Annotated in this window: 19 protein-coding genes; 8 read left to right on the top strand and 11 right to left on the bottom strand. The window is 67.0% G+C overall.

Annotation, left to right across the window (positions count from 1 at the left end; translation table 11 throughout):
- Window positions 1-2 precede the first annotated feature (2 nt).
- The 5 genes from U5760_RS18350 to U5760_RS18330 all read right to left on the bottom strand — a co-directional run bounded on the left by U5760_RS18350 (window position 3) and on the right by U5760_RS18330 (window position 4,551).
- Complete coding sequence (locus U5760_RS18350) at window positions 3-731, bottom strand: GNAT family N-acetyltransferase (RefSeq protein WP_322013707.1); 729 nt, start codon at window positions 729-731, stop codon at window positions 3-5.
- A 111-nt stretch (window positions 732-842) separates the two neighbouring features.
- Window positions 843-2,228: an MFS transporter gene (locus U5760_RS18345; protein WP_322013706.1), complete on the bottom strand. Its 1,386-nt coding sequence runs from the start codon at window positions 2,226-2,228 to the stop codon at window positions 843-845.
- Window positions 2,221-2,985 (bottom strand): alpha/beta hydrolase, encoded by a 765-nt coding sequence (locus U5760_RS18340; RefSeq protein WP_322013883.1) that lies wholly within the window; start codon window positions 2,983-2,985, stop codon window positions 2,221-2,223. The genes U5760_RS18345 and U5760_RS18340 overlap by 8 nt, the downstream gene beginning before the upstream one ends.
- A gap of 190 nt (window positions 2,986-3,175) precedes the next feature.
- A complete protein-coding gene (locus U5760_RS18335; RefSeq protein WP_322013705.1) occupies window positions 3,176-4,303 on the bottom strand; it encodes a C45 family peptidase in 1,128 nt (375 codons plus the stop codon).
- A gap of 11 nt (window positions 4,304-4,314) precedes the next feature.
- The gene (locus U5760_RS18330; protein WP_322013704.1) at window positions 4,315-4,551 is read right to left on the bottom strand and encodes a hypothetical protein; all 237 of its coding nucleotides are present in this window, start codon (window positions 4,549-4,551) and stop codon (window positions 4,315-4,317) included.
- On the opposite strand from U5760_RS18330, the gene U5760_RS18325 reads away from it, so the two are divergent.
- Window positions 4,535-5,413 (top strand): LysR family transcriptional regulator, encoded by an 879-nt coding sequence (locus U5760_RS18325; RefSeq protein WP_322013703.1) that lies wholly within the window; start codon window positions 4,535-4,537, stop codon window positions 5,411-5,413. The genes U5760_RS18330 and U5760_RS18325 overlap by 17 nt on opposite strands.
- Window positions 5,414-5,532: 119 nt before the next feature.
- On the opposite strand, the gene U5760_RS18320 is transcribed toward U5760_RS18325, so the two are convergent.
- Window positions 5,533-6,693, bottom strand: coding sequence for a GGDEF domain-containing protein (locus U5760_RS18320; RefSeq protein WP_322013702.1), 1,161 nt, complete (start codon window positions 6,691-6,693; stop codon window positions 5,533-5,535).
- 350 nt (window positions 6,694-7,043) lie between these two features.
- Here U5760_RS18320 and U5760_RS18315 point away from each other — a divergent pair, with 350 nt between their 5' ends.
- A complete protein-coding gene (locus U5760_RS18315; protein ID WP_322013701.1) occupies window positions 7,044-7,199 on the top strand; it encodes a hypothetical protein in 156 nt (51 codons plus the stop codon).
- A 106-nt stretch (window positions 7,200-7,305) separates the two neighbouring features.
- Window positions 7,306-8,271 carry an alpha/beta hydrolase family protein gene (locus U5760_RS18310; protein ID WP_322013700.1) on the top strand — a complete coding sequence of 322 codons (966 nt, stop codon included), beginning with the start codon at window positions 7,306-7,308 and terminating at the stop codon, window positions 8,269-8,271.
- 32 nt (window positions 8,272-8,303) lie between these two features.
- Here U5760_RS18310 and U5760_RS18305 read toward each other — a convergent pair whose 3' ends face one another.
- A complete protein-coding gene (locus U5760_RS18305) occupies window positions 8,304-8,645 on the bottom strand; it encodes a hypothetical protein (protein ID WP_322013699.1) in 342 nt (113 codons plus the stop codon).
- A gap of 61 nt (window positions 8,646-8,706) precedes the next feature.
- Here U5760_RS18305 and U5760_RS18300 point away from each other — a divergent pair, with 61 nt between their 5' ends.
- Both U5760_RS18300 and U5760_RS18295 read left to right on the top strand, forming a co-directional pair.
- Window positions 8,707-8,922 carry a hypothetical protein gene (locus U5760_RS18300; RefSeq protein WP_322013698.1) on the top strand — a complete coding sequence of 72 codons (216 nt, stop codon included), beginning with the start codon at window positions 8,707-8,709 and terminating at the stop codon, window positions 8,920-8,922.
- A gap of 138 nt (window positions 8,923-9,060) precedes the next feature.
- Window positions 9,061-11,424, top strand: coding sequence for a DNA polymerase II (locus U5760_RS18295; protein WP_322013882.1), 2,364 nt, complete (start codon window positions 9,061-9,063; stop codon window positions 11,422-11,424).
- A 64-nt stretch (window positions 11,425-11,488) separates the two neighbouring features.
- Here the strand turns inward: U5760_RS18295 and cobJ are convergent, their stop codons facing one another.
- From cobJ to cobG, 4 genes are read right to left on the bottom strand one after another with little or no spacing between them, the layout of a single operon-like run.
- Window positions 11,489-13,210, bottom strand: a complete 1,722-nt coding sequence (gene cobJ / locus U5760_RS18290) for a precorrin-3B C(17)-methyltransferase (protein ID WP_322013697.1) — start codon at window positions 13,208-13,210, stop codon at window positions 11,489-11,491.
- Window positions 13,198-13,929, bottom strand: coding sequence for a precorrin-2 C(20)-methyltransferase (locus tag U5760_RS18285; RefSeq protein WP_322013696.1), 732 nt, complete (start codon window positions 13,927-13,929; stop codon window positions 13,198-13,200). The genes cobJ and U5760_RS18285 overlap by 13 nt, the downstream gene beginning before the upstream one ends.
- Entirely contained in the window at window positions 13,930-14,556 is a 627-nt protein-coding gene (locus tag U5760_RS18280) for a precorrin-8X methylmutase (protein ID WP_322013695.1), read from the bottom strand.
- A complete protein-coding gene (gene cobG, locus U5760_RS18275) occupies window positions 14,549-15,940 on the bottom strand; it encodes a precorrin-3B synthase (RefSeq protein ID WP_322013694.1) in 1,392 nt (463 codons plus the stop codon). Before cobG ends, U5760_RS18280 begins: the two co-directional genes overlap by 8 nt.
- Window positions 15,941-16,125: 185 nt before the next feature.
- On the opposite strand from cobG, the gene cbiE reads away from it, so the two are divergent.
- From cbiE to cobM, 3 genes are read left to right on the top strand one after another with little or no spacing between them, the layout of a single operon-like run.
- Entirely contained in the window at window positions 16,126-17,349 is a 1,224-nt protein-coding gene (gene cbiE / locus U5760_RS18270) for a precorrin-6y C5,15-methyltransferase (decarboxylating) subunit CbiE (protein ID WP_322013693.1), read from the top strand.
- Complete coding sequence (locus U5760_RS18265; protein ID WP_322013692.1) at window positions 17,346-18,092, top strand: cobalt-precorrin-6A reductase; 747 nt, start codon at window positions 17,346-17,348, stop codon at window positions 18,090-18,092. Before cbiE ends, U5760_RS18265 begins: the two co-directional genes overlap by 4 nt.
- Complete coding sequence (gene cobM, locus U5760_RS18260; RefSeq protein ID WP_322013691.1) at window positions 18,089-18,820, top strand: precorrin-4 C(11)-methyltransferase; 732 nt, start codon at window positions 18,089-18,091, stop codon at window positions 18,818-18,820. The genes U5760_RS18265 and cobM overlap by 4 nt, the downstream gene beginning before the upstream one ends.
- Window positions 18,821-18,827 lie beyond the last annotated feature (7 nt).

The raw sequence follows: 18,827 nt of genomic DNA, 5'->3' as shown, positions 1-18,827 counted from the left end.
GGTCAGGCCTCGCCGCCGCCGAGCACCAGCAGATTCATCTCGCTGCGCTCGACGAAGCCCAGGGTCCGGTATAGCGAAATGGCCCCGTGGTTCGAGGTGACCACGTGCAGGAAGGGCGTTTCTCCTCGCGCGCCAATGGCCGCGATCAGCAGTTTCATCAGGCCGGCTGCGTGACCTTGTCCGCGGAAGGCCGGGTCCACGCAGACCGCGCTGATCTCCGTATAGCCTTCGAGGCGCATGCGCTCGCCCGCCATGGCGGCGAGCCTGCCTGCCTTGCGCAGGCCAAGATAGTCGCCCAGCTCGATCGTGCGCGGACCAAAGGGGCCGGGCTCGGTCGCGGCGGTGAGCGCGAGCATCTCCGGCACGTCGGCTGCGCCGAGCCGCGTGTGCTCCCATGCATGCGCCGGATCGGGCGTGCCTTGCCAGATCATTTGCAGCAGCTTTGCCTGCCTGAGGACGGCGAATCCGTCCGGCGGTGCGATGGCCTCGGCCGTGACCAGGGCGGCCGGTCCGTGCATGTCGATCAGTTCGCGCAAGGCGTCGAACGAGGACGGACCGGCATCGGCGACGGCGGCAAAGGGGCCGATGGACGACGGCAGCCGGCGCGAGCGCTCGTCGCCGATGGCAAAGCGGTGCAACTTGCCGGCGAGCGCGTTCCACACGACCTCGTCGAGCGGATGCGCGCCGCGCGGGGTGTTCTCCGGGGTGTTTCCTTGTGCTGCTTGCGACATCGTTGGTTCCTGCCCGTCAGTTTATCTGCACAGAGCAAGACTTTAACCGCTCTCGACCGTAGTTGCGCCGCAGGCTGGGCCGAGGGGGCGCGAGTCGCGTGCGAACTGAGCTTACGAACGCAATTGCGATTGCTCGTGGGCCGCTACGGCGGCAGCCGGGTTGCCGTAATCGTCTGCGGCTGTCGTGTAGCTGCGCTCCGCATGATCGTCGCGCAACACGCGGCGTCCGGTGCGCGAAAGCAGCACGAGCGTGATGGCAAGGAGGCTCGTGCCGAACAGATAGCCCGGCGGAATGTAGCGGGCGTCCGCCACGCGCGCGACGAGCGAGATATAGAACGGCGCGAAGCCGCCGAACAGCATCACGGCCGTGTTGTACGAGATCGCCACGCCGGTCGAGCGGCCCTGCACCGTGAAGATCTTCACCAGCATGCCCGGATGCGCGGCGCCCTGCAGCGTCACGAACAGCATGCCGATCAGTTGCACGACCAGAAGGCGCGTTTCGCTGGGATCTTTCAGCAGGTACCAGAAGAGCGGGAACACGCAGGTCAGCCAGCTCGCAATGAAGAAGCAGAACAGCCGGTAAGGCCCCACGCGATCCGCGAGCTTGCCGAAGACCGGCGAAAGCACGCACGCCATGATGCTGGTGACGAACACCGCCCACAGCGAGGAACTGAGCGGCAGGTGCAGCTGGGTCTGCGCATAGTTCGGCAAATACGCATTCCAGACGTAATTGAGCGACGTGCCGGCCATCATCACGCCGATGGCGCAGATGAGCGCGTCGCCGTTTTCGCGCAGGAAGTCGCGCATGCGCACGAGGGCGGGCGCCCGCGCAGCGGGGTGCGCCTGCATGCGATGAAAGTCTTCCGATTCGCCGATGTGATGCCGGATGTAGAAGCCGAACGGCCCGACAAGCGCGCCGATCAGAAACGGCACGCGCCAGCCCCACTCCGCCATCTCGGCGTGCGAGAGATGCCGCGACAGCAAAAAGCTGCCGCCCGAGGAGAGCATGGCCGCGATGGCCAGCGACACCATGTTGAAGCTGCCGTAGAACATTTTCTTGCCGGGCGGCGCGACCTCGTAGACCGTCACCGACGAAAGCGCGAACTGCGCGCCCACGGCAAAACCTTGCACGAGGCGCCCGGCGACCACGATGATCGGCGCGGCGACGCCCAGCGTTGCATATCCGGGCGTGAGGCCGAGCAGCAGCGAGCCAGCCGACATCGCCACCATGATCCACGACAGCGCCTTCACACGCCCGGCGCGGTCCGCGTACATGCCCATCACCACGCCGCCGATGGGCCGCACCACGAACCCGACGGCAAACGTCGCGAACGTGAGCAGCATGGACTCGCCGTGACCCACGCCGGTGAAGAACGTTCGCGCGATCAGGCTCGAAAAGAAGCCGTACACCATGAAGTCGAACCACTCGAACGTGCCGCCAACGACCGTCGAGACGATGACCTTGCGGATCCGCTTCGCTTCGCTGCCGCTATCCATGTGCCTCGTCTCCGGTGCGCATCGTGCGCAGTACCCGTGCGAAAAAGTCCTGAACGACCTCGACCACCTGCATGCCATTGTGCGCGATGTTTTCGAGTTCGTCGAAGCGCACCGGAATACCCGCGGCTTCGAACGAGGCCTGCAACGTACGCAGCCGCTCGGGCCGGGTGGCCCCGGCGTCGTTGATGCCGGGCAGGTACAGGGGGCTGTCTTCGCGCACCGTGATTTCCCACGTTTCCAGGTCGGCCCGGCCCACGATCATCTGCACCGGAACGCGCTTCAGGGCGGCGGCGTCGAAGCGCTTGCCGAAGTGCCGCTCGAAGCCGCCGAGCCCCAGCCACCAGTCTTTCGTCTGATCGAGCACGGTGACGTTGCCCGGTGCGCCGATCGAGGCCGCCCACAACCGTTCGGGATGCACATAGGCAAAACGGTTGGTGAACTGGCCGCCGCCCGAATAGCCGAACAGCGCAAATCGTTCGAAGTGCTTACCATAGCGCTCGCCCACTTCGCTTACCATGTCGAGCAGCACCTTGTCGTAGCGGATGTCGCCTTCCACGAGACGCTTGAAGCCGCTGCGATTGCCGTCGCCGAGCACGCCCACGGGAAATAGCGGGCACAGCACGACGCAACGGTTCCAGCGGCCGAACGGCGCGAACGCATCGCGGTACTGCGTGAAGTGCCGCCCGGTGCCGTGCATCACGACCACGAGTTCGACGTCGTTGCCGGGCGCGAGGATTTCGTCGGGCACATACAGCACATACGGAAAGCGCGGATCGTGCCGGCTGGCATACACGGTGGTCGAGCCGAGGTCGTACAGCGCCTCGGCTTTCGCAGAACTGAGGCCCGGCAGGGTCTGGGCGGTATCGAACATCGGTCTGTCCTTCGCGAAGAATGCGTTCATGTCTGCCGCCGCTTCGCTCGACGCGGCGCGCGGGTGCAACAACCGGTCACACCGCTTCGTGCAGCGGCTCGTTTTGCAGGCTGTAGCGCGTGAAGATGCGGTTGAGCGCGGGCAGCGGCGCCACGTCCATTTCGCCCGCGGCCGGAATCATGACGATCATCGCCACCGTCGCCGACATCGTGTGCCGCGTGCCCGGACGCGGCGGGCGGCACACCGAATAGGGCGTGCCGAAGGCATCGAACAGCGCGGTCTTGACCGCCTTGCGGTCCACCATCGGCGTAGCGTTCAGCACCTGCCGCACGCGCCAGTCGCGGTAGTAGCTGTCGGGCGAGCTCTCGCAGCCGGTATCGCGCAGCTTCGTGCGGGCGATGGGGCTCACCCAGTGGTTCGCGTGCACGATCATCTGGTCGTCGCCCGGATAGAGGGGGAAGGCTTCGTCGGGGGCGCATTCGAAGTCGATGCCGAAGCCTTCGGCCATGCCGAGCATGATGTTGTTCGAGCACGACTTGGGCGTGGTGGCGATCACGCGCAGTGCGTTGGCGAACACCGGTTCTTCGAGCACGCGGCGGCGCAGCAGCGAGAGCGGCACGCCCAGTTGCGTGAAGTCGCGGTCCGACTCGAGGTAGTTCGCGGTGATCGAGACGCCGGCGGCGTTCAGGCCGCTGCGCGCGAGGCCGCCGGCTTCGACGAAGGTCAGGAAGTCGGGGCCGTCGTCGTTGCGCACGCGCAGGACGATGCCGGTATCCACGCAATCGGCCTTCCAGTCCCAGTTCTGCGCGTGGATCAGTTGCCCCGTGGCCGAACGCGAGGGCAGCACGAGCACGCCCGTGCAGCCGTCTTCGTCCTCGGCGGCCTGCGCCTGTTCGGCGCGGGCTTTCGCCAGCACCTCGGTGCGCGCGTTGATCATCACGATGTCTTCGTACGGCACCTCGGCGCCGGCCGCAATGCCGCGCATTTCGTCGAGATACGCGGGCGCGAATTCGCCGATGAGCTGTTCGAGCGAGCGGATCAGATCCCGTTGCGCCGCTTCGCTGTAGCCGAGCTTGCGCAGCGTCTGCCCGTAGCGCGACGCGCTCAGCTCCACGCGCGACGCCACCACGCGGCCGTACTGCAGCCCGCGATCGTAAGGCTTGCCGGAAACGCTGACAAAGGGAAATGGCTGGATTTGCGACATCGTGGGACTCCTTACCCGAAAAGGCTCCGCTTCGCGCGGAAGCGGCGGCGCAGCGTGCGCCGGATCGACTGGACGAATCGATTTTCGGGCGCTGGAAATAAAATAAAAAGCGTTATTTTCTTTCCATAAAGGAAAGATTTTTTTTCGTTTCGTGCGATCATGCGGCGCACGGACCATGCCGTCACAAGGCGCTTTCGATACGCGCCTGCATGGCCGCTCAGGAGATCTGGCATGAGCGAAATTCGCATGCTCCGCACGTTTCTGGCGATCGAGAAACACGGCACCATGGCGGCGGCGGCCGACCGCATGGCGTTGACGCACGCGGCCGTGGGCGCGCAGATGCGCACGCTGGAGCGCCTGTGCCAGCGTCAGTTGTTCGACCGCAGCGGGCGCAGCATTCAGTTGAACGATGCCGGCCGCTCGATTCTCGAACAGGCGCGCACGGTGGTCGCCGCGTACGATTCGCTGCTGCGCGGCGTGGCCGGCAGGCATGGCATCGAGGGCTCGATTACAATTGGCGCGACGGTTTCGGCGATGGGCTTTCTGGCTGCCAGCGTGATCCGGCTGAAGGCGCTCTACCCGGGCCTCAGCGTGCGGCTCACGCATGGCAGCAGTCCGGAACTGGAGCGCCAGGTGCGCAGCGGCGCGCTGGATGCGGCGGTGATCGTCACCGAGCCGCGCACGACCAGCCTGCCCGAACTGTGGGAGCGCCTGTACGACGAGCCGCTCGTGCTGCTGGCCAATCCGGCGCTCGCGCCCGCCGATGCTTCGGTGACCTCACTGCTCAAGCGCTGCCCGTTCATCGGTTTCGAAACCACCTCGCTGACCGGCACGCATGTGGCGAGCTTGCTGAAACGGCTGCGCGTGGAGGTCAGCCCGGTGCTGGAACTGAACTCGATCGCGGCGATTGCCGATCTGGTGCGGCAGAACGTGGGCATTTCGATCGTGCCGCGTCTGCGGCACGCGGCGTGGGAAGACGACCCGCTGCTGGTCGTGAAGCCGATTTCCGGCGCTATGTGGCGCCGGAATATCGCGTGGTACGAATTCGGCCGGCAGCCGCTTGCCACGGCGATCGTGAAGAATCAGTTGCTTGCGGCACTGGCGCAATAGGGCGCGCGAAACGAAGGTCGAGGCGGTCGAACCTGCAGTTCGGCCGCGAAGCCACTTGCTGAGTGGGCAATCAATGTGAGGTGCGCATGACCGGCTGAGGCAGCGAATGGTCAGCCCGGTTACGCGACGTCCCGCAGTTCGCTCTCTGTCGCCGTTACCACGCGGTTGCGGCCCATTGCCTTTGCCGCATAGAGCGCCGCGTCGGCGCGTGCCATGGCGCGCTCCAGCGTGTCGTCCGGCACGACCCGGTCCACGCCGGCGCTCAGCGTGCAGCGCGGGCCGTCGCCCGGCGAGTGCTCCACGGCAAGCCTCAGCGCGTCCGTCAACGCCGCGGCTTCGTTCTTGCGCGCGTTGACGAACACGATCGCGAATTCTTCGCCGCCCAACCGCCCGAACAGATCGCATGGGCGCAACTGGCTCAACACGGCCGAAGCCACACGTGTGAGCACACGATCGCCGATCGCGTGGCCAAAGCCGTCGTTGACGGCCTTGAAGTTGTCGATGTCGAGAATGGCAATGGACAGCGGCTTGCCGGTTAGCAGTGCGCGCGAAAGCAGGGTGTTCGCCCTCGCCATGAACGCGCGGCGCATGTGGGCGCCGGTCAGTTCGTCGATCGTCGCCAGATGTTCCATCTTCTTGACGATCCGGTCGTGAGCGAGCATCACGAGGCCGATCGACATGCAGGGGAACGAAACGATTGCCACGCCGAGCAACAGGACGTTCCAGGGCGAAGGCTGCAGAAAGGTGACCGACGGCGCGGCACCGAGGACCACCGCGAGAACGCGCACGATATGGACGCCTGCGCCCAGGTAGGCCGCCGCGGTGACGAACCGGCAGGCGTAGCGTGCGCCCTCACGCGGCGTGTGGCGCAGCACCAGGGTGCCCACGGCGATCCGTCCATAGGCCATGGCGATGGAGATGAGGACGACGCGGCTCTCGCTGCTGGGCGATACGTACGTGAAATACACCAGCGCAGCGCAGACGAGGACGAACGCCGCCAACTCGGCATACCGCACGGGACGCAGGCCGAAAAACTGGCGCGTGCCTTGCACGAGCACCAGCACGGCCACGAATGCGACGAATGAAATGGCGATAATCGCCGGCGGATGCGGCCGGTCGCCAGCCATGATAATCGCGGACGAAGCCACGGCGAAGAGCGCATAGCCCACGCACCAGCGGCCGATGCCCGGCATGGCGGCCCGATGCAGAGACCCCAGGATGGCCACGCTCATCAGGCAGGAGACGATCAAGATCCCGAATAGCGCGATGGGGCTGAACATGAGTGAGGGCGGGCCGTGAGAGAGGGCGAATCCGGATAAATCGACGATATCGAATGCGTGAAAGCAAAACGAAAATATTCGGGCTGCGAACTGCACTTAAACCCGGGCTGCAATTGTGCTGTCGAGGCGAAAGTGTATCGCATTGCACGTTCGTGGCGGGACTCGACGATTGCGATTCAATTGTCTTTAAAGCGGCGTTTTAATCCGGAGGATTGCCGTTTACTCGAACTCAATCCCTGAAGTTTCGCAGCCCACGTGCGGGCATCGCAACGCGGACACGCTGCGGAGCCGCTTCGAATCGACCGCGGTACACTGCTGCGACGGTCACGCACAACGAACCGCCCCAGTCCGTGCAGACCGGACTCGGCCTGCACTCCGGGCACGTTAAGTTGGTCGATTCGGTGGACGTGACGTGTCCCGTCGTGAACGTGATCACGATCACGACCACGACGAACGCGCTCGGCGAGGAATGCACGTTCAATCGCCATACGGGGCCGCTTTCCTGACCGGATACCCGACGGTGCGGCGATCCGGCTCCTGGCCGGTATCGAAACCTTGCGATAGACGCTGATCTGGCGGGCGAAAGCCGGCAGCGTCAATTCTGGAGTTCTTATGAAAGCCTGGATATCGGCGGTGCTGCTCGGCTTGTTCGCGACCGTCGCGCACGCGGCGGGCATCAAGGTCATTCAGGTTCCCGCCGACGCCAATGGCCCGGCGCTGAAAGCGATGGTGTGGACGCCGTGCGCCGAGCCCGCGCAGGACGTGCCGGTCGCATCGACGATCCTGAAAGGGCGGCGCGATTGCCCGACCGTTGGCGAAAAGCTGCCGCTGATCGTCATTTCGCACGGCAACGGCGGATCGTATCTTGGCCACCACGACCTGGCCGAAGTACTGGCCGACGCGGGTTTCGTCGTTGTCGCCCTCAACCATCCCGGCGACACGTACTCCGACATGCGTCACGCAGGCGAGTATTCCGGGTTCGTGGAGCGGCCCGAGGACGTCAAGCGTCTGATCGATTACATGCTGAGTGCCTCGCCGGACGCAGGCAGGATCGATGCGCAGCGAATTGGATTTTTCGGCTTTTCGCGGGGCGGCTACACGGGCCTGGTGCTGGCCGGCGGCGAACCGGATTTCCCGCATGCCGATGTGACTTGCCCGGATCCCGCGGCTCCGATCTGCATCCAGCTTGCGCGGGGGGACCTGCCCTCGACGCCTATGACGCACGACCCCCGCATCAAAGCTTTTGTGATTGCGGATCCGCTCAATGTCTTCCCGAGCGCGGACGACCTCAAGAACGTGAAAGCGCCTATTCAGTTGTGGGCTTCGGAATTCGGAGGCGATGGCGTGCAGCCTCGCAACGCCCCGGCGCTGGCCAACGCGCTTGCGCAGAAACCGGAATTCCATCTTGTGCGGAATGCGGCGCACTTCGCCTTTCTCGCGCCTTGCTCCGACGCCATGAAGAAAGACGAGCCGGAAATTTGCGTCGATGCCAACGGCTTCGATCGCGTGGCCTTTCACCAGCAGCTCGATGCTGCGGTGCGCGCGTTCTTTGAAGCGAATCTGCGGTCGCCCGGATGAGTCCGGGCGACCGCCAGGCCGATGCGCGGCGCTCAGGCCGCTGTCGAGACGAGGCCGGTCGTCTGGCCGCTGGCGAGCATGAGTTGAACGAGTTCGGACTGGGCCGTTTCGAGTTCCGATTCGATCTGGCTGATCTCGTTGGCGCTGCTGTTCTGGGACGCCGGGGCGCCGGCGGCGGTGCCTGAAGCGCTTTGGGTGCCGGCGCTGGTCGTGCCGTCTGCGCTGTAGACACCGGTGTTGCCCTGATTCGACGCTCCGGACGACGAGCCCGACGAGTTCGTCTTGCCGCTCAACGTCGCCAGTTGCGCTTCGAGCGACTGGATGAGCGCCTTCAACTGATTGATCTCGTTGGCGGACATGGAACTGGCGGACAATGCGGCGCCTCCACCACCCCCGCCGCCACCGCCCGCTCCGCCACTCGAAGTCGTGGAGGATGTGGAGGACGTCGTCGAACCCGAGGACGAGGACGACGAAGTGCTCGAAGACGCGCTGCCCGAGGTGGCGCCTGAAGTGGCGCCCGAAGCGGTCGTCGTTGCACTCGTGCTGGCAGGCGTCGACGTTGCCGTGCCGCTGGTCGTGCTCGTACCGGGCGCGGCCGCCGTCACCGATGAAGTGGACTGTATCTGCACGGCCTCTGGAAATTCCCGATAAATGCCCTAACCGGAATAACGGCGCGTGCCGTTGACTTCTTTAGCCCATGAGCGCCGTACGGGCGAAAAAAGCGTAGGCAGCCGTGCAGCACTGACGTATTAAAATCCCCAAAGATCACGTAGACGGCTGGGTATGGCTTTGACCGATTTTCAGGAGGGTTACATTCTGACGCGCCATTGGCGCGATGCGGGCACGTATACCGAGGTCGAATTCTGGCTGTCCACGCCGGCCGGACCCCGCATGCTGCGCCTGCGCCCGCAGCCTTCCGTCGCGTTCATCCCGGCCGCCCAGCAGGCCGAAGCGGAGCGGATGCTCAAAGGCGAAGGGCGCGTCGAGCTGCGTTCGCTCTCGCTCACGGATTTTCGCCAACGCCCCGTGTTGGGGCTCTACACGCCGCAGTATCGCCAACTGGCGGGCCTCGCCAAGCGGCTCGGCAAAGCGGGCGTGGACGTGTACGAGGCCGATATCCAGCCGCCTGAGCGCTACATGATGGAGCGCTTCATCACGGCGCCGGTGCTTTTTCGCGGCGAACCCGACGAAGCGGGCCATCTGGGCGACGGCGAACTGCGGCCATCGATGCAATATCGTCCGCAGTTGAAGCTGGTATCGCTCGATATCGAAACGAGCGCGCAGGGCGAGCTATATTCGATTGCGCTCGAGGGCTGCGGGCAGCGCCAGGTCTTCATGCTCGCGCCCGCCAACGGCGACGCGAGCGGGCTCGATTTCCAGCTCGACTACTGCGCAGACCGGCCGCAAATGCTCGAACGCCTGAACGCCTGGATGGCGCGGCACGACCCCGATGCGATCATCGGCTGGAATCTCGTGCAGTTCGACTTGCGCGTGCTGCGCGCCCATGCGGAGCAATACGGCGTGCCGCTGCGTCTCGGCCGCGGCGGCGAGGTCATGGAGTGGCGCGAACACTCCACGCAGCAGCACTATTTCGCTGCGGCGGCCGGCCGCCTCATCATCGACGGCATCGAAGCGCTGCGCTCGGCCACCTGGAGCTTCCCCTCGTTCAGCCTCGAATATGTCGCCCGGACGCTCCTTGGCGAAGGCAAGTCGATCGACAACCCGTATCAGCGCATGGACGAAATCCAGCGCCGTTTCGACGAAGACAAGCCCGCGCTCGCGCGCTACAACCTCAAGGACTGCGAACTGGTAACGCGGATCTTCGAGAAGACCGAGCTCATGGCTTTTCTGCTCGAACGCGCGGCGGTGACGGGGCTGCCCGTCGATCGCAGCGGAGGATCGGTCGCGGCCTTCACGCATCTGTATTTGCCGAGAATGCACCGGCTCGGCTATGTCGCGCCGAATCTTGGCGATGTCACGGGCGAGAACAGCCCCGGCGGCTTCGTGATGGATTCGCGCCCGGGCATCTACGATTCGGTGCTGGTGCTCGACTACAAGAGCCTGTATCCGTCGATCATCCGTACCTTTCTCATCGATCCCGTGGGGCTGATCGAAGGCCTGCGCGATCCGGCGGGCGAGAAGTCCGTGGCGGGTTTTCTCGGCGCGCGATTTTCACGCGAGAAGCACTGTCTTCCGGAGATCGTCCGCCAGGTCTGGGAGAGCCGCGACACCGCCAAACGCCAGCAGAATGCGCCGCTTTCGCAGGCATTGAAGATCATCATGAACGCGTTTTACGGCGTGCTCGGCTCGACCGGCTGCCGCTTCTTCGACCCGCGGCTTGCCTCTTCGATCACGATGCGCGGGCACGAGATCATGCGCAAGACACGCGAACTCATCGAGGCGCAGGGTTACGACGTGATTTACGGCGATACGGATTCGACTTTCGTGTGGTTGCGGCGTCCTTATGGCGAGGAGGAGGCCGTGCGTACGGGCAACGCGCTCGTCGAACACGTGAACGCGTGGTGGAAGACGGAGTTGCGGGAGCGTTACGGGCTCGAAAGCGCACTCGAATTGCAGTTCGAGCGGCATTACTCGCGTTTTCTCATGCCTACCGTGCGCGGTGCGGAAGAGGGCAGCAAGAAGCGCTATGCAGGGCTCTCGCGTGCGAAAGACGGCAGCGACGAATTGGTGTTCAAGGGGCTAGAAACGGTTCGCACGGACTGGACGCCGCTCGCGCAGCAGTTCCAGCGCGAGTTGTACCGTCGCGTGTTCAAACGCGAGCCCTACGCCGATTACATACGCGAGTATGTGCGCCGAACCTTGAGCGGCGAACTCGACGACCAGCTCGTTTACCGGAAGCGTTTGCGCCGGCCGCTGACCGACTATCAGCGCAACGTGCCGCCCCACGTGCGCGCGGCACGCGTCGCGGACGAATTCAATCGCGAGCAGGGGCGGCCGTTGCAGTACCAGAACGGCGGCTGGATCAGCTACGTGATGACCGTGGCCGGGCCGCAGCCGCTGGAGACGCTGGCGGCGCCCGTCGACTACGCGTTTTATGTGACGCGTCAGCTGCAACCCGTTGCGGATGCGGTTCTTGTCTTTCTGAGCGACGACTTTGAAACGGTGACGTCGGGGCAAGCCCGGCTCTTCTAGCTTGCTCCGATGCTCCTCCGCCTGGTGCCCGCAGGAATCGGTCTGATCGCGGCCGCACCGAACCTCAGTCCGCAGACGGCGCGTTGTCGCGATACCAGCGCGGCGTATAGGTCCACTCCCCGCCGTCGCCGCGCGCAAAGCCGCGCGTGGCGGACGATCCGACGATCACCATCGTGCGCATGTCCACGTCTTCGGCACGTAGCGCGCCGAGCGTCGTGTGTCGTAGAGATTCGGCCGGGCGTCCCACATCGCGGCCGAGCACCACACGCGTCTGTGGCGTGCGATACCGGCGCACGATTTCCAGCGCGCGGTCGAGTTGCCACGGCCGCGCGCGAGAGATCGGGTTGTAGAACGCCATGACGAGATCGGCTTCGGCCGCGTGCGCGAGGCGCCGCTCGATGACGGCCCAGGGCTTGAGGTTGTCCGAGAGCGACAGCATGCAGAAGTCGTGGCCGAGCGGCGCGCCCGCGAGCGCGGCCGTGGCGAGCGCCGCCGAGATGCCGGGGACGATTTCGAGTTCGACGGTGTGCCAGCGCGCGTCGTCCGAGGTTTCGAGGGCTTCGAGCACGGCGGCCGCCATCGCGAACACACCGGGGTCGCCCGACGACACCACGGCCACGCGCCGCCCTTCGCTGGCCAGTTCGAAGGCGTGGCGGGCGCGCTGCAATTCTTCGCGGTTGTCGGTGGCGTGGCGTTGCTGGCCGTCGCGCAGCGGGCCGGCCATCTCGACATAGGTGGCGTAGCCGACGATGTCGGTGGCCGCGTCGAGCGCGGCGCGGGCCGCCGGAGCCAGCAGGTCGGCGCGGCCCGGGCCGAGGCCGAGTACCGTCAGTTTGCCGCGGGCGCGGCCAACCGTGTGCGGATCGACCGGCGCATCGGCGACCGTGAGCGCGATGCCTTTTGCTTCGGCATGCGTAGCAAATCCGCAGGCTTCGAGCAGGGCGCGAGGCGTCGCGGGAGACGTTGCGCCGGCCCCCTCTGCGAAGCGCAGCGGCACGCCCAGACTGGCGGCCGTCGCTGCCCACGCGGGATCGCTCATGCTTGCAGCGGGAGCGAGCAATGCAGCGAGCGCGAGCGAGGCGTAGCCTTGCGACGCCAGCGCCTCGCGTATCGCATCGGCTAGTCCCGCATGCGCCTGACACGCCGCCACGACAATGCTGCGCGGATGGATCACGAGCGCTTCGCGCGAGCCGTCCCACACGCGCGGGCTCACACGAATCGCGCGAGATGCGTGCGCGTCGCGCGGCAGATCCACGTCGTCGAGCCAGGGCGCGTCGCCTTCGATGCGCGTGGGTTCGCCCGCGAGCAGATCGGAAACGAAGCGCTTGCCCTGATCGATACTCGACAGGGCGTAGCCCCTGGGCGGATCGAGCAGGCAGGTGCCAAAGCGCAATTCGCCGCTCGTGGTGATCGCGGGCGCGATGCCGAGGGCCTCGCCTATCGTGCGCGCCATGACGTTCACGCCCGCGAGGCCGCCGAGCAGCGGCACGACGGCGCTGCCGTCTTCGGCGAGTGCGAGCACGGGCGGCTCCGCGCCCTTGTTCGCGAGCAGCGGAGCGACGCAGCGGATCACGATGCCGGCGGCGCACAGCGCCACGACAGGCGTGCCGCTCGCATAGAGCGCGCGCAGGTGGGGGCCGAGTTCGCTGAAGGCGATGTCGCCTTCCACGCGGCCTTGCAGCGCGTGCACGCGCGCGCCCTCGTAACAACGCTGCACCCGCCGCGCCGTTTCGAGCGCACCGGGCCCGAGGATCACGATGGCGGGCGGTTGAATCAGCGCTGCCATTTTTCCCCCGGCACGACGAGCAACGAGAAATAGGGGGACGCCATGGGATCGACCTCGTCGAGCGGCACGATGCGCTGATTGGCCATCGTTGCGCGCTCGACATAGAGTGCGCGGCCGGCGAGTCCCAGCTCCCCCAGCACGCGGCGCACCTTGTCGAAGTTGCGGCCGAGTTTCATGATGACGGCGGCGTCAGCATCGGCGAGGCGCCGGCGCAGTTCGTCTTCGGGCAGCACGCCGGAAAGCACGCACAGGCTCTGGTTGCGATAGACGAGCGGCACGCCCAGCACCGCTGCGCCGCCGAGCATCGAGCACACGCCGGGCACGACCTCGGCTTCATAGTGCGCCGCGAGCCGGTCGTGCAGGTACATGTACGAGCCGTAGAAGAACGGGTCGCCTTCGCAGATCACGGCGACGTCGCGGCCCGCGTCGAGGTGTGCGCCGACGATCACGGACGCCGTATCGTAGAAGTCGGCGATGATGGCCTCGTACGAGAGCGGCGGCTCCAGGGCTTCGGTCGTGACGGGATAGACGAGCGGCAGGTGCGTCTGGCTCGCTTCGAGATGCGCCTCGACAATCCCGAAGGCATTGCCTTTCTTGCCCTTGGCGACGAAGTACGCCACCACGGGCGCCGATTTCAGCAGGCGTACCGCCTTGAGCGTGAGGAGCTCAGGGTCGCCGGGACCGACGCCGATACCGTAGAGGCGGCCTTTCCGGTTCATTTATTCGGTCTCCGAAGCAAGTGCGTTGACGGCTGCGGCGGCCATGGCGCTGCCGCCGCGGCGGCCGTGCACGACGACGAACGGCACACCGTGCGCGCCCCTTGCCAGCAGTGCCTTCGATTCCGCCGCGCCGACGAACCCCACCGGCATGCCGACGATCAGCGCCGGACGCGGCGCGCCCGCGGCCAGCATGTCGAGCAGATGAAAGAGCGCGGTCGGCGCGTTGCCGATGGCGACGACGCTGCCGGCCAGATGCGGCCGCCACAGTTCCAGCGCGGCGGCCGAACGCGTATTGCCGATCTTGCCGGCGAGGCCGGGCACCCGGGGATCGTCGAGCGTGCAGACGACCTCGTTGCCGGCGGCCAGGCGTGCGCGCGTGATGCCGTAGGCCACCATCTTCGCATCGCAAAGAATGGGGGCGCCGGCGGCGAGCGCCGCGCGGCCCGCGAGACCTGCTCCTGCGGAAAACGCGAGGTCGGCGGCGATATCGGTCATGCCACACGCGTGAATCACGCGCACGGCGAGTTTTTCGAGGTCGGGCGGAATGCCCGTGAGGTCGGCTTCGGCGCGGATCGTCGCGAACGATTCGCGGTAGATCGCCGCGCCGTCGCGCTGGTAATCAGGCATCGGGAGTGCTCCGGGGCCGCTGCGCGAGGGTCTGCGCTGCGGCTTCGATCGTCAGATGGGAGGCGACGAGGCGGCCGAATCCGGCTGGCGCCTCGTCGCGTGCGTAGAGGTCGTAACAGTCCGGCGCGACGGCAAGCAGGGTCCACGGCGCGCGATGGGCCGCCGCGCATGAACGCTCGCAACCGCTCAGATGCACTTCGGCGTGCGCGGGCAGCCGGGCCGCGAGGCGCAGGGCATCGGCTTTCGTATCGGCGCGGCTTTTTGCGCAGCCCGCCGAGCCGGTGCATGCAATCAGTCGCGCGAGCGGGGCGGCGGGGTCCGTAACGAGATCCAGTGTGTGCAGTTGCTCGATGGTATGCGCCATCGCGCCGGCCGCTACGTTGGGTAGCAGCACGCCCTGCCACGGCGTGATGCGCAGCGTGCCGTCGCCCTGCGATTGCGCGAGCGAGGCGAGTGCGTCGAGCGTGCCGGCGTCGATCCTGCCGAGCGGCGGTTGCGCGCCGGCGTAGCCGCTGCCGTCGGCGTGCAACGCGTGTGCGCCGAGGCGTGCTGCGGTATCGGTCGATGCGCGACGCCATCGGCACACGGCCGCGTCGCGCAACGGCGCGAAATCCAGGTAGCGCCAGGCGTGTTGCAGGACTGCGTTCGCGCCATGAACTGCGCAGACTTCGCGCATGCGGCGTTCACCGTCTTGCGCGAGGTCGAGGAAGGCATGCAGCAGCGCGCGGAGCAAGGCGGGGACCTGCGCAGGCGCAACGGCGGCAAGCGCGCCGTCGCGAGGCGTGCCTGCCAGGCCGAATGCAAACGCTACGCCGTCCCGGTGGGCAAACGCCGCGAGCCAGATATCGTGCGGATGATCGAGCGCGACAAGGCGCTCGCCGCCGTCCACGAGAACAGCGAATTTCGGCGAGAGCGCCGCGAAGCGCGGCTCGCCTTGCAGCACGTCGAGGATCGGCGCGACGAGTTGCGTCGTATCGAAGCAGGCCTGGGGATCGCAGCCCGCGAGCGGGCTCAGCATCAGGTTGCGCAGATCGTCGGCGACGCAGGCATTTTCGTAGGCTGTTGCGTCGCCTTCGCCGCCGGGCACGCCGGCATCGGGTCCGAGGCCCGCACGCATCAGTGCTTCGCTCAACGCGTGTTCGCTGCCTGCGCGCACGCCGCGCACCTGCAGGTTCGCGCGGTTCGTCAGTTCGATGATTCCGTTTGCCTGCGTGCGCGCCGCGTTAGCGACGGCTCGCGCCTGTGCCGTCGTGAGCGTGCCGCCGGGCAGGCGGATGCGGCACAGGCCGCCGTCACGCGCCGCGACCACGCGCAAGAGCCCGGGGCACGCCGAATGGCGCGCGCCGGCGGAGGCAGGGCAAGCAAGGGGGGATTCGTGTTTCAAGGGCACACCAGGTTCGGGCCGCGCGGGGCGCAAAGGGCTTTGCGGTTTCCTTCCGGGGCAGGCAGCGAATCTGACCCGGGCTCATCGGGCGCCGGCGGACACGGTATTATGCCCGTTTTCAGGCGCAGCCCCGGGCAAAGGGCTGCTTTTGCAGGGCGCAAATGCAGGATTGGAACGGAGAGTGCATGCAGGGCACGCATGTGTGGCTGACGGTGGTCGGCATCGGCGAGGACGGTTATGCGGGACTCGGGCGCGCGGCGCGGCGCGCGCTTTTCGAGGCCCAGGTGGTGATGGGCGGTGCGCGCCATCTCGCGCTGCTGCCCGCGCGCGTGCGCGCACGCCGCAAGCCCTGGCCGCAGCCATTCAGCGTCTATAGCGTGCTTGCGCAGCGCGAGGCGGGTTTGCGGGTGTGCGTGCTGGCCAGCGGCGACCCCATGCTGTTCGGTGTCGGCGCAACGCTGGCACGGTGCATCGCACCCGAGGAGATGGCGGTGCTGCCCGCGCCGTCGTCGCTGTCGCTGGCCGCTGCGCAGCTGGGCTGGGCGCTCCAGGACGTGGCAGCGGTCTCGCTGGTCGGCCGGCCGCTCGACGGGCTGCGGCGTCATCTGCATGCGGGTTCGCGTGTGCTGGCTCTGAGCGCCGATGGCCGCACGCCAGCCGCACTCGCGGCGTGGCTCGCAACGCTCGGCTTCGGCGCCACGCGCCTGACCGTGTTCGAGCACCTGGGCGGCGAGCGCGAGCGTCGCCTCGACGGCCGCGCCGATGCCTGGCAGGCCAGCAAAGTCGCTGCCCTCAATCTCGTCGCCTTCGAATGCGCGGCCGATGCGAATGCCAACGCGCACGCATGGACCCTAACCCCTGGTTTGCCCGACGAGGCCTACCTGCACGACGGCCAGCTCACGAAGCGCGACGTGCGCGCGCTCACGCTCGCGCGGCTTGCGCCCACGGCGGGCGCGCTGTTGTGGGACGTGGGCGCGGGCAGCGGCTCGATCGGCATCGAATGGATGCGTGCGCATCCAGCATGCCGTGCGATCGCCATCGAATCGAATGTCGAGCGCCAGCGTTTCATCGAACACAATCGCGAGGCGCTGGGCGTGCCCGCGCTGCAACTCGTCGCGGGCCGCGCACCCGACGCCCTGGCGGGTCTCGCGGCGCCGGACGCCGTGTTCATCGGCGGCGGCGTGACGGTGCCCGGCGTGCTGGAGACCTGCTGGGACCGGCTTGCAAGCGGAGGTCGCCTCGTGGCGAATGCCGTGACGGTGCAAAGCGAAGCCGCGCTCGTTGCCTGGCGCGCGCAGCACGGCGGCACGCTCACGCGCATCGGCATCGGCGAAGCGGAACCGCTCGGCCGCTTCGATACGTGGCGCCAGGCGCTGCCGGTCACGCTCTACGAGGCCACGAAACCGTGACGCCGCGCCTGCTCCTGCTGGGCGGCACCGGCGACGCGCTGCGCATCGCCCGGCAACTGGCTGCGCAACATGTCTATAGCCTCGCGGGCCTCGGCCGCGTGCCCGACGATCTTGCCTGCGAGGTGCGGGTGGGCGGCTTTGGCGGCGCCGAAGGTCTCGCGCGTTATCTGGAGACAGCGCGTATCGCCGTGGTGGCCGATGCGACGCATCCCTACGCGGCGCAGATCAGCGCGAACGCGGCGCGCGCGTGCGCCGCAACCGGCGTGGCGTATTGGGCGTTGCGGCGCGCACCGTGGCACCCGCAGCCCGGCGACGACTGGCGCCTGGTCGACGGCTGGCAGGGTGCGATGGCCGCGCTCGCGCGCTTCGAACGCCCGCTCTTCACACTGGGGCGCGAGCCGCTCGCCCACCTCGACGAGGTGCCCGCGCATCAGCACTGGACCGTCCGTTGCCTCGAAGCGCATCCGGGCCACGCGCGCGCGCGCGTGATCGACGCGCGCGGCCCGTTCACGCCCGAGGGCGAACGCGCGTTGTTCGACGAAGCGCGCATCGACGTGGTGGTCAGCAAGAACAGTGGCGGCGCGGCCACCGAGGCGAAGCTCGGCGTGGCACGCGAACGGCGCCTGCCGGTCGTGATGCTGCGCCGCCCGGTGCTACCGGCGGCTGAACGCGAGTTCGAGTCGGCGGAGTCGCTGCTCGACGCGCTGGCCGCCGCCCATTTCCTTCGGAGCACCAGGCAATGACCGTCTTTTTCATCGGCGCCGGACCGGGCGACCCGGAACTCATCACCGTCAAAGGGCAGCGGCTCGTACGTAGTTGTCCTGTGATCCTCTATGCGGGATCGCTCGTGCCGCCCGCAGTGCTGGAAGGGCATCGCGCCGGGCAGGTCGTGGACACCGCGCCGCTCACCCTCGACGAAATCGTCGCGCTGCTGCACGAGGCACATCGCAACGGCCACGATGTCGCGCGCGTGCATTCGGGCGACCCCTCGCTTTACGGCGCGATCGGCGAGCAGATTCGCCGCCTGCGCGAGCTTGGCATTCCTTATGAAATCGTGCCAGGCGTCACGGCGACGGCGGCTTGCGCGGCGGCGCTCGGCTGCGAGCTCACGCTGCCGGGCGTCTCGCAAACGCTCATTCTCACGCGCTACGCGACGAAAACCGCGATGCCCGAGGGCGAGCAACTGGGCGATCTCGCTCGCCACCGCGCGACGCTGGCGATCCACCTGGGCGTGCGCCATCTCGCGCGCATTGTCGAAGAGCTGCGCCCGCATTACGGCAATGCCTGCCCGGTCGCCGTGATCTATCGGGCCAGCTGGCCCGACGAAGAGCGCGTGACGGGCACGCTGGCCGACATCGTGGAGAAGGTGCGCGCCACCGATATCGAGCGCACGGCGCTCATTCTGGTGGGCGATGTGCTGGCGGCGGAAGGTTTCGCCGATTCGACGCTTTACGGCGCGGCGAAGCGCTAAGCGCAGG

Source organism: Paraburkholderia sp. J12, assembly GCF_905220215.1.
Classification (GTDB): Bacteria; Pseudomonadota; Gammaproteobacteria; order Burkholderiales; family Burkholderiaceae; genus Paraburkholderia.
This window is presented reverse-complemented; position numbering and strand designations above follow the sequence as displayed.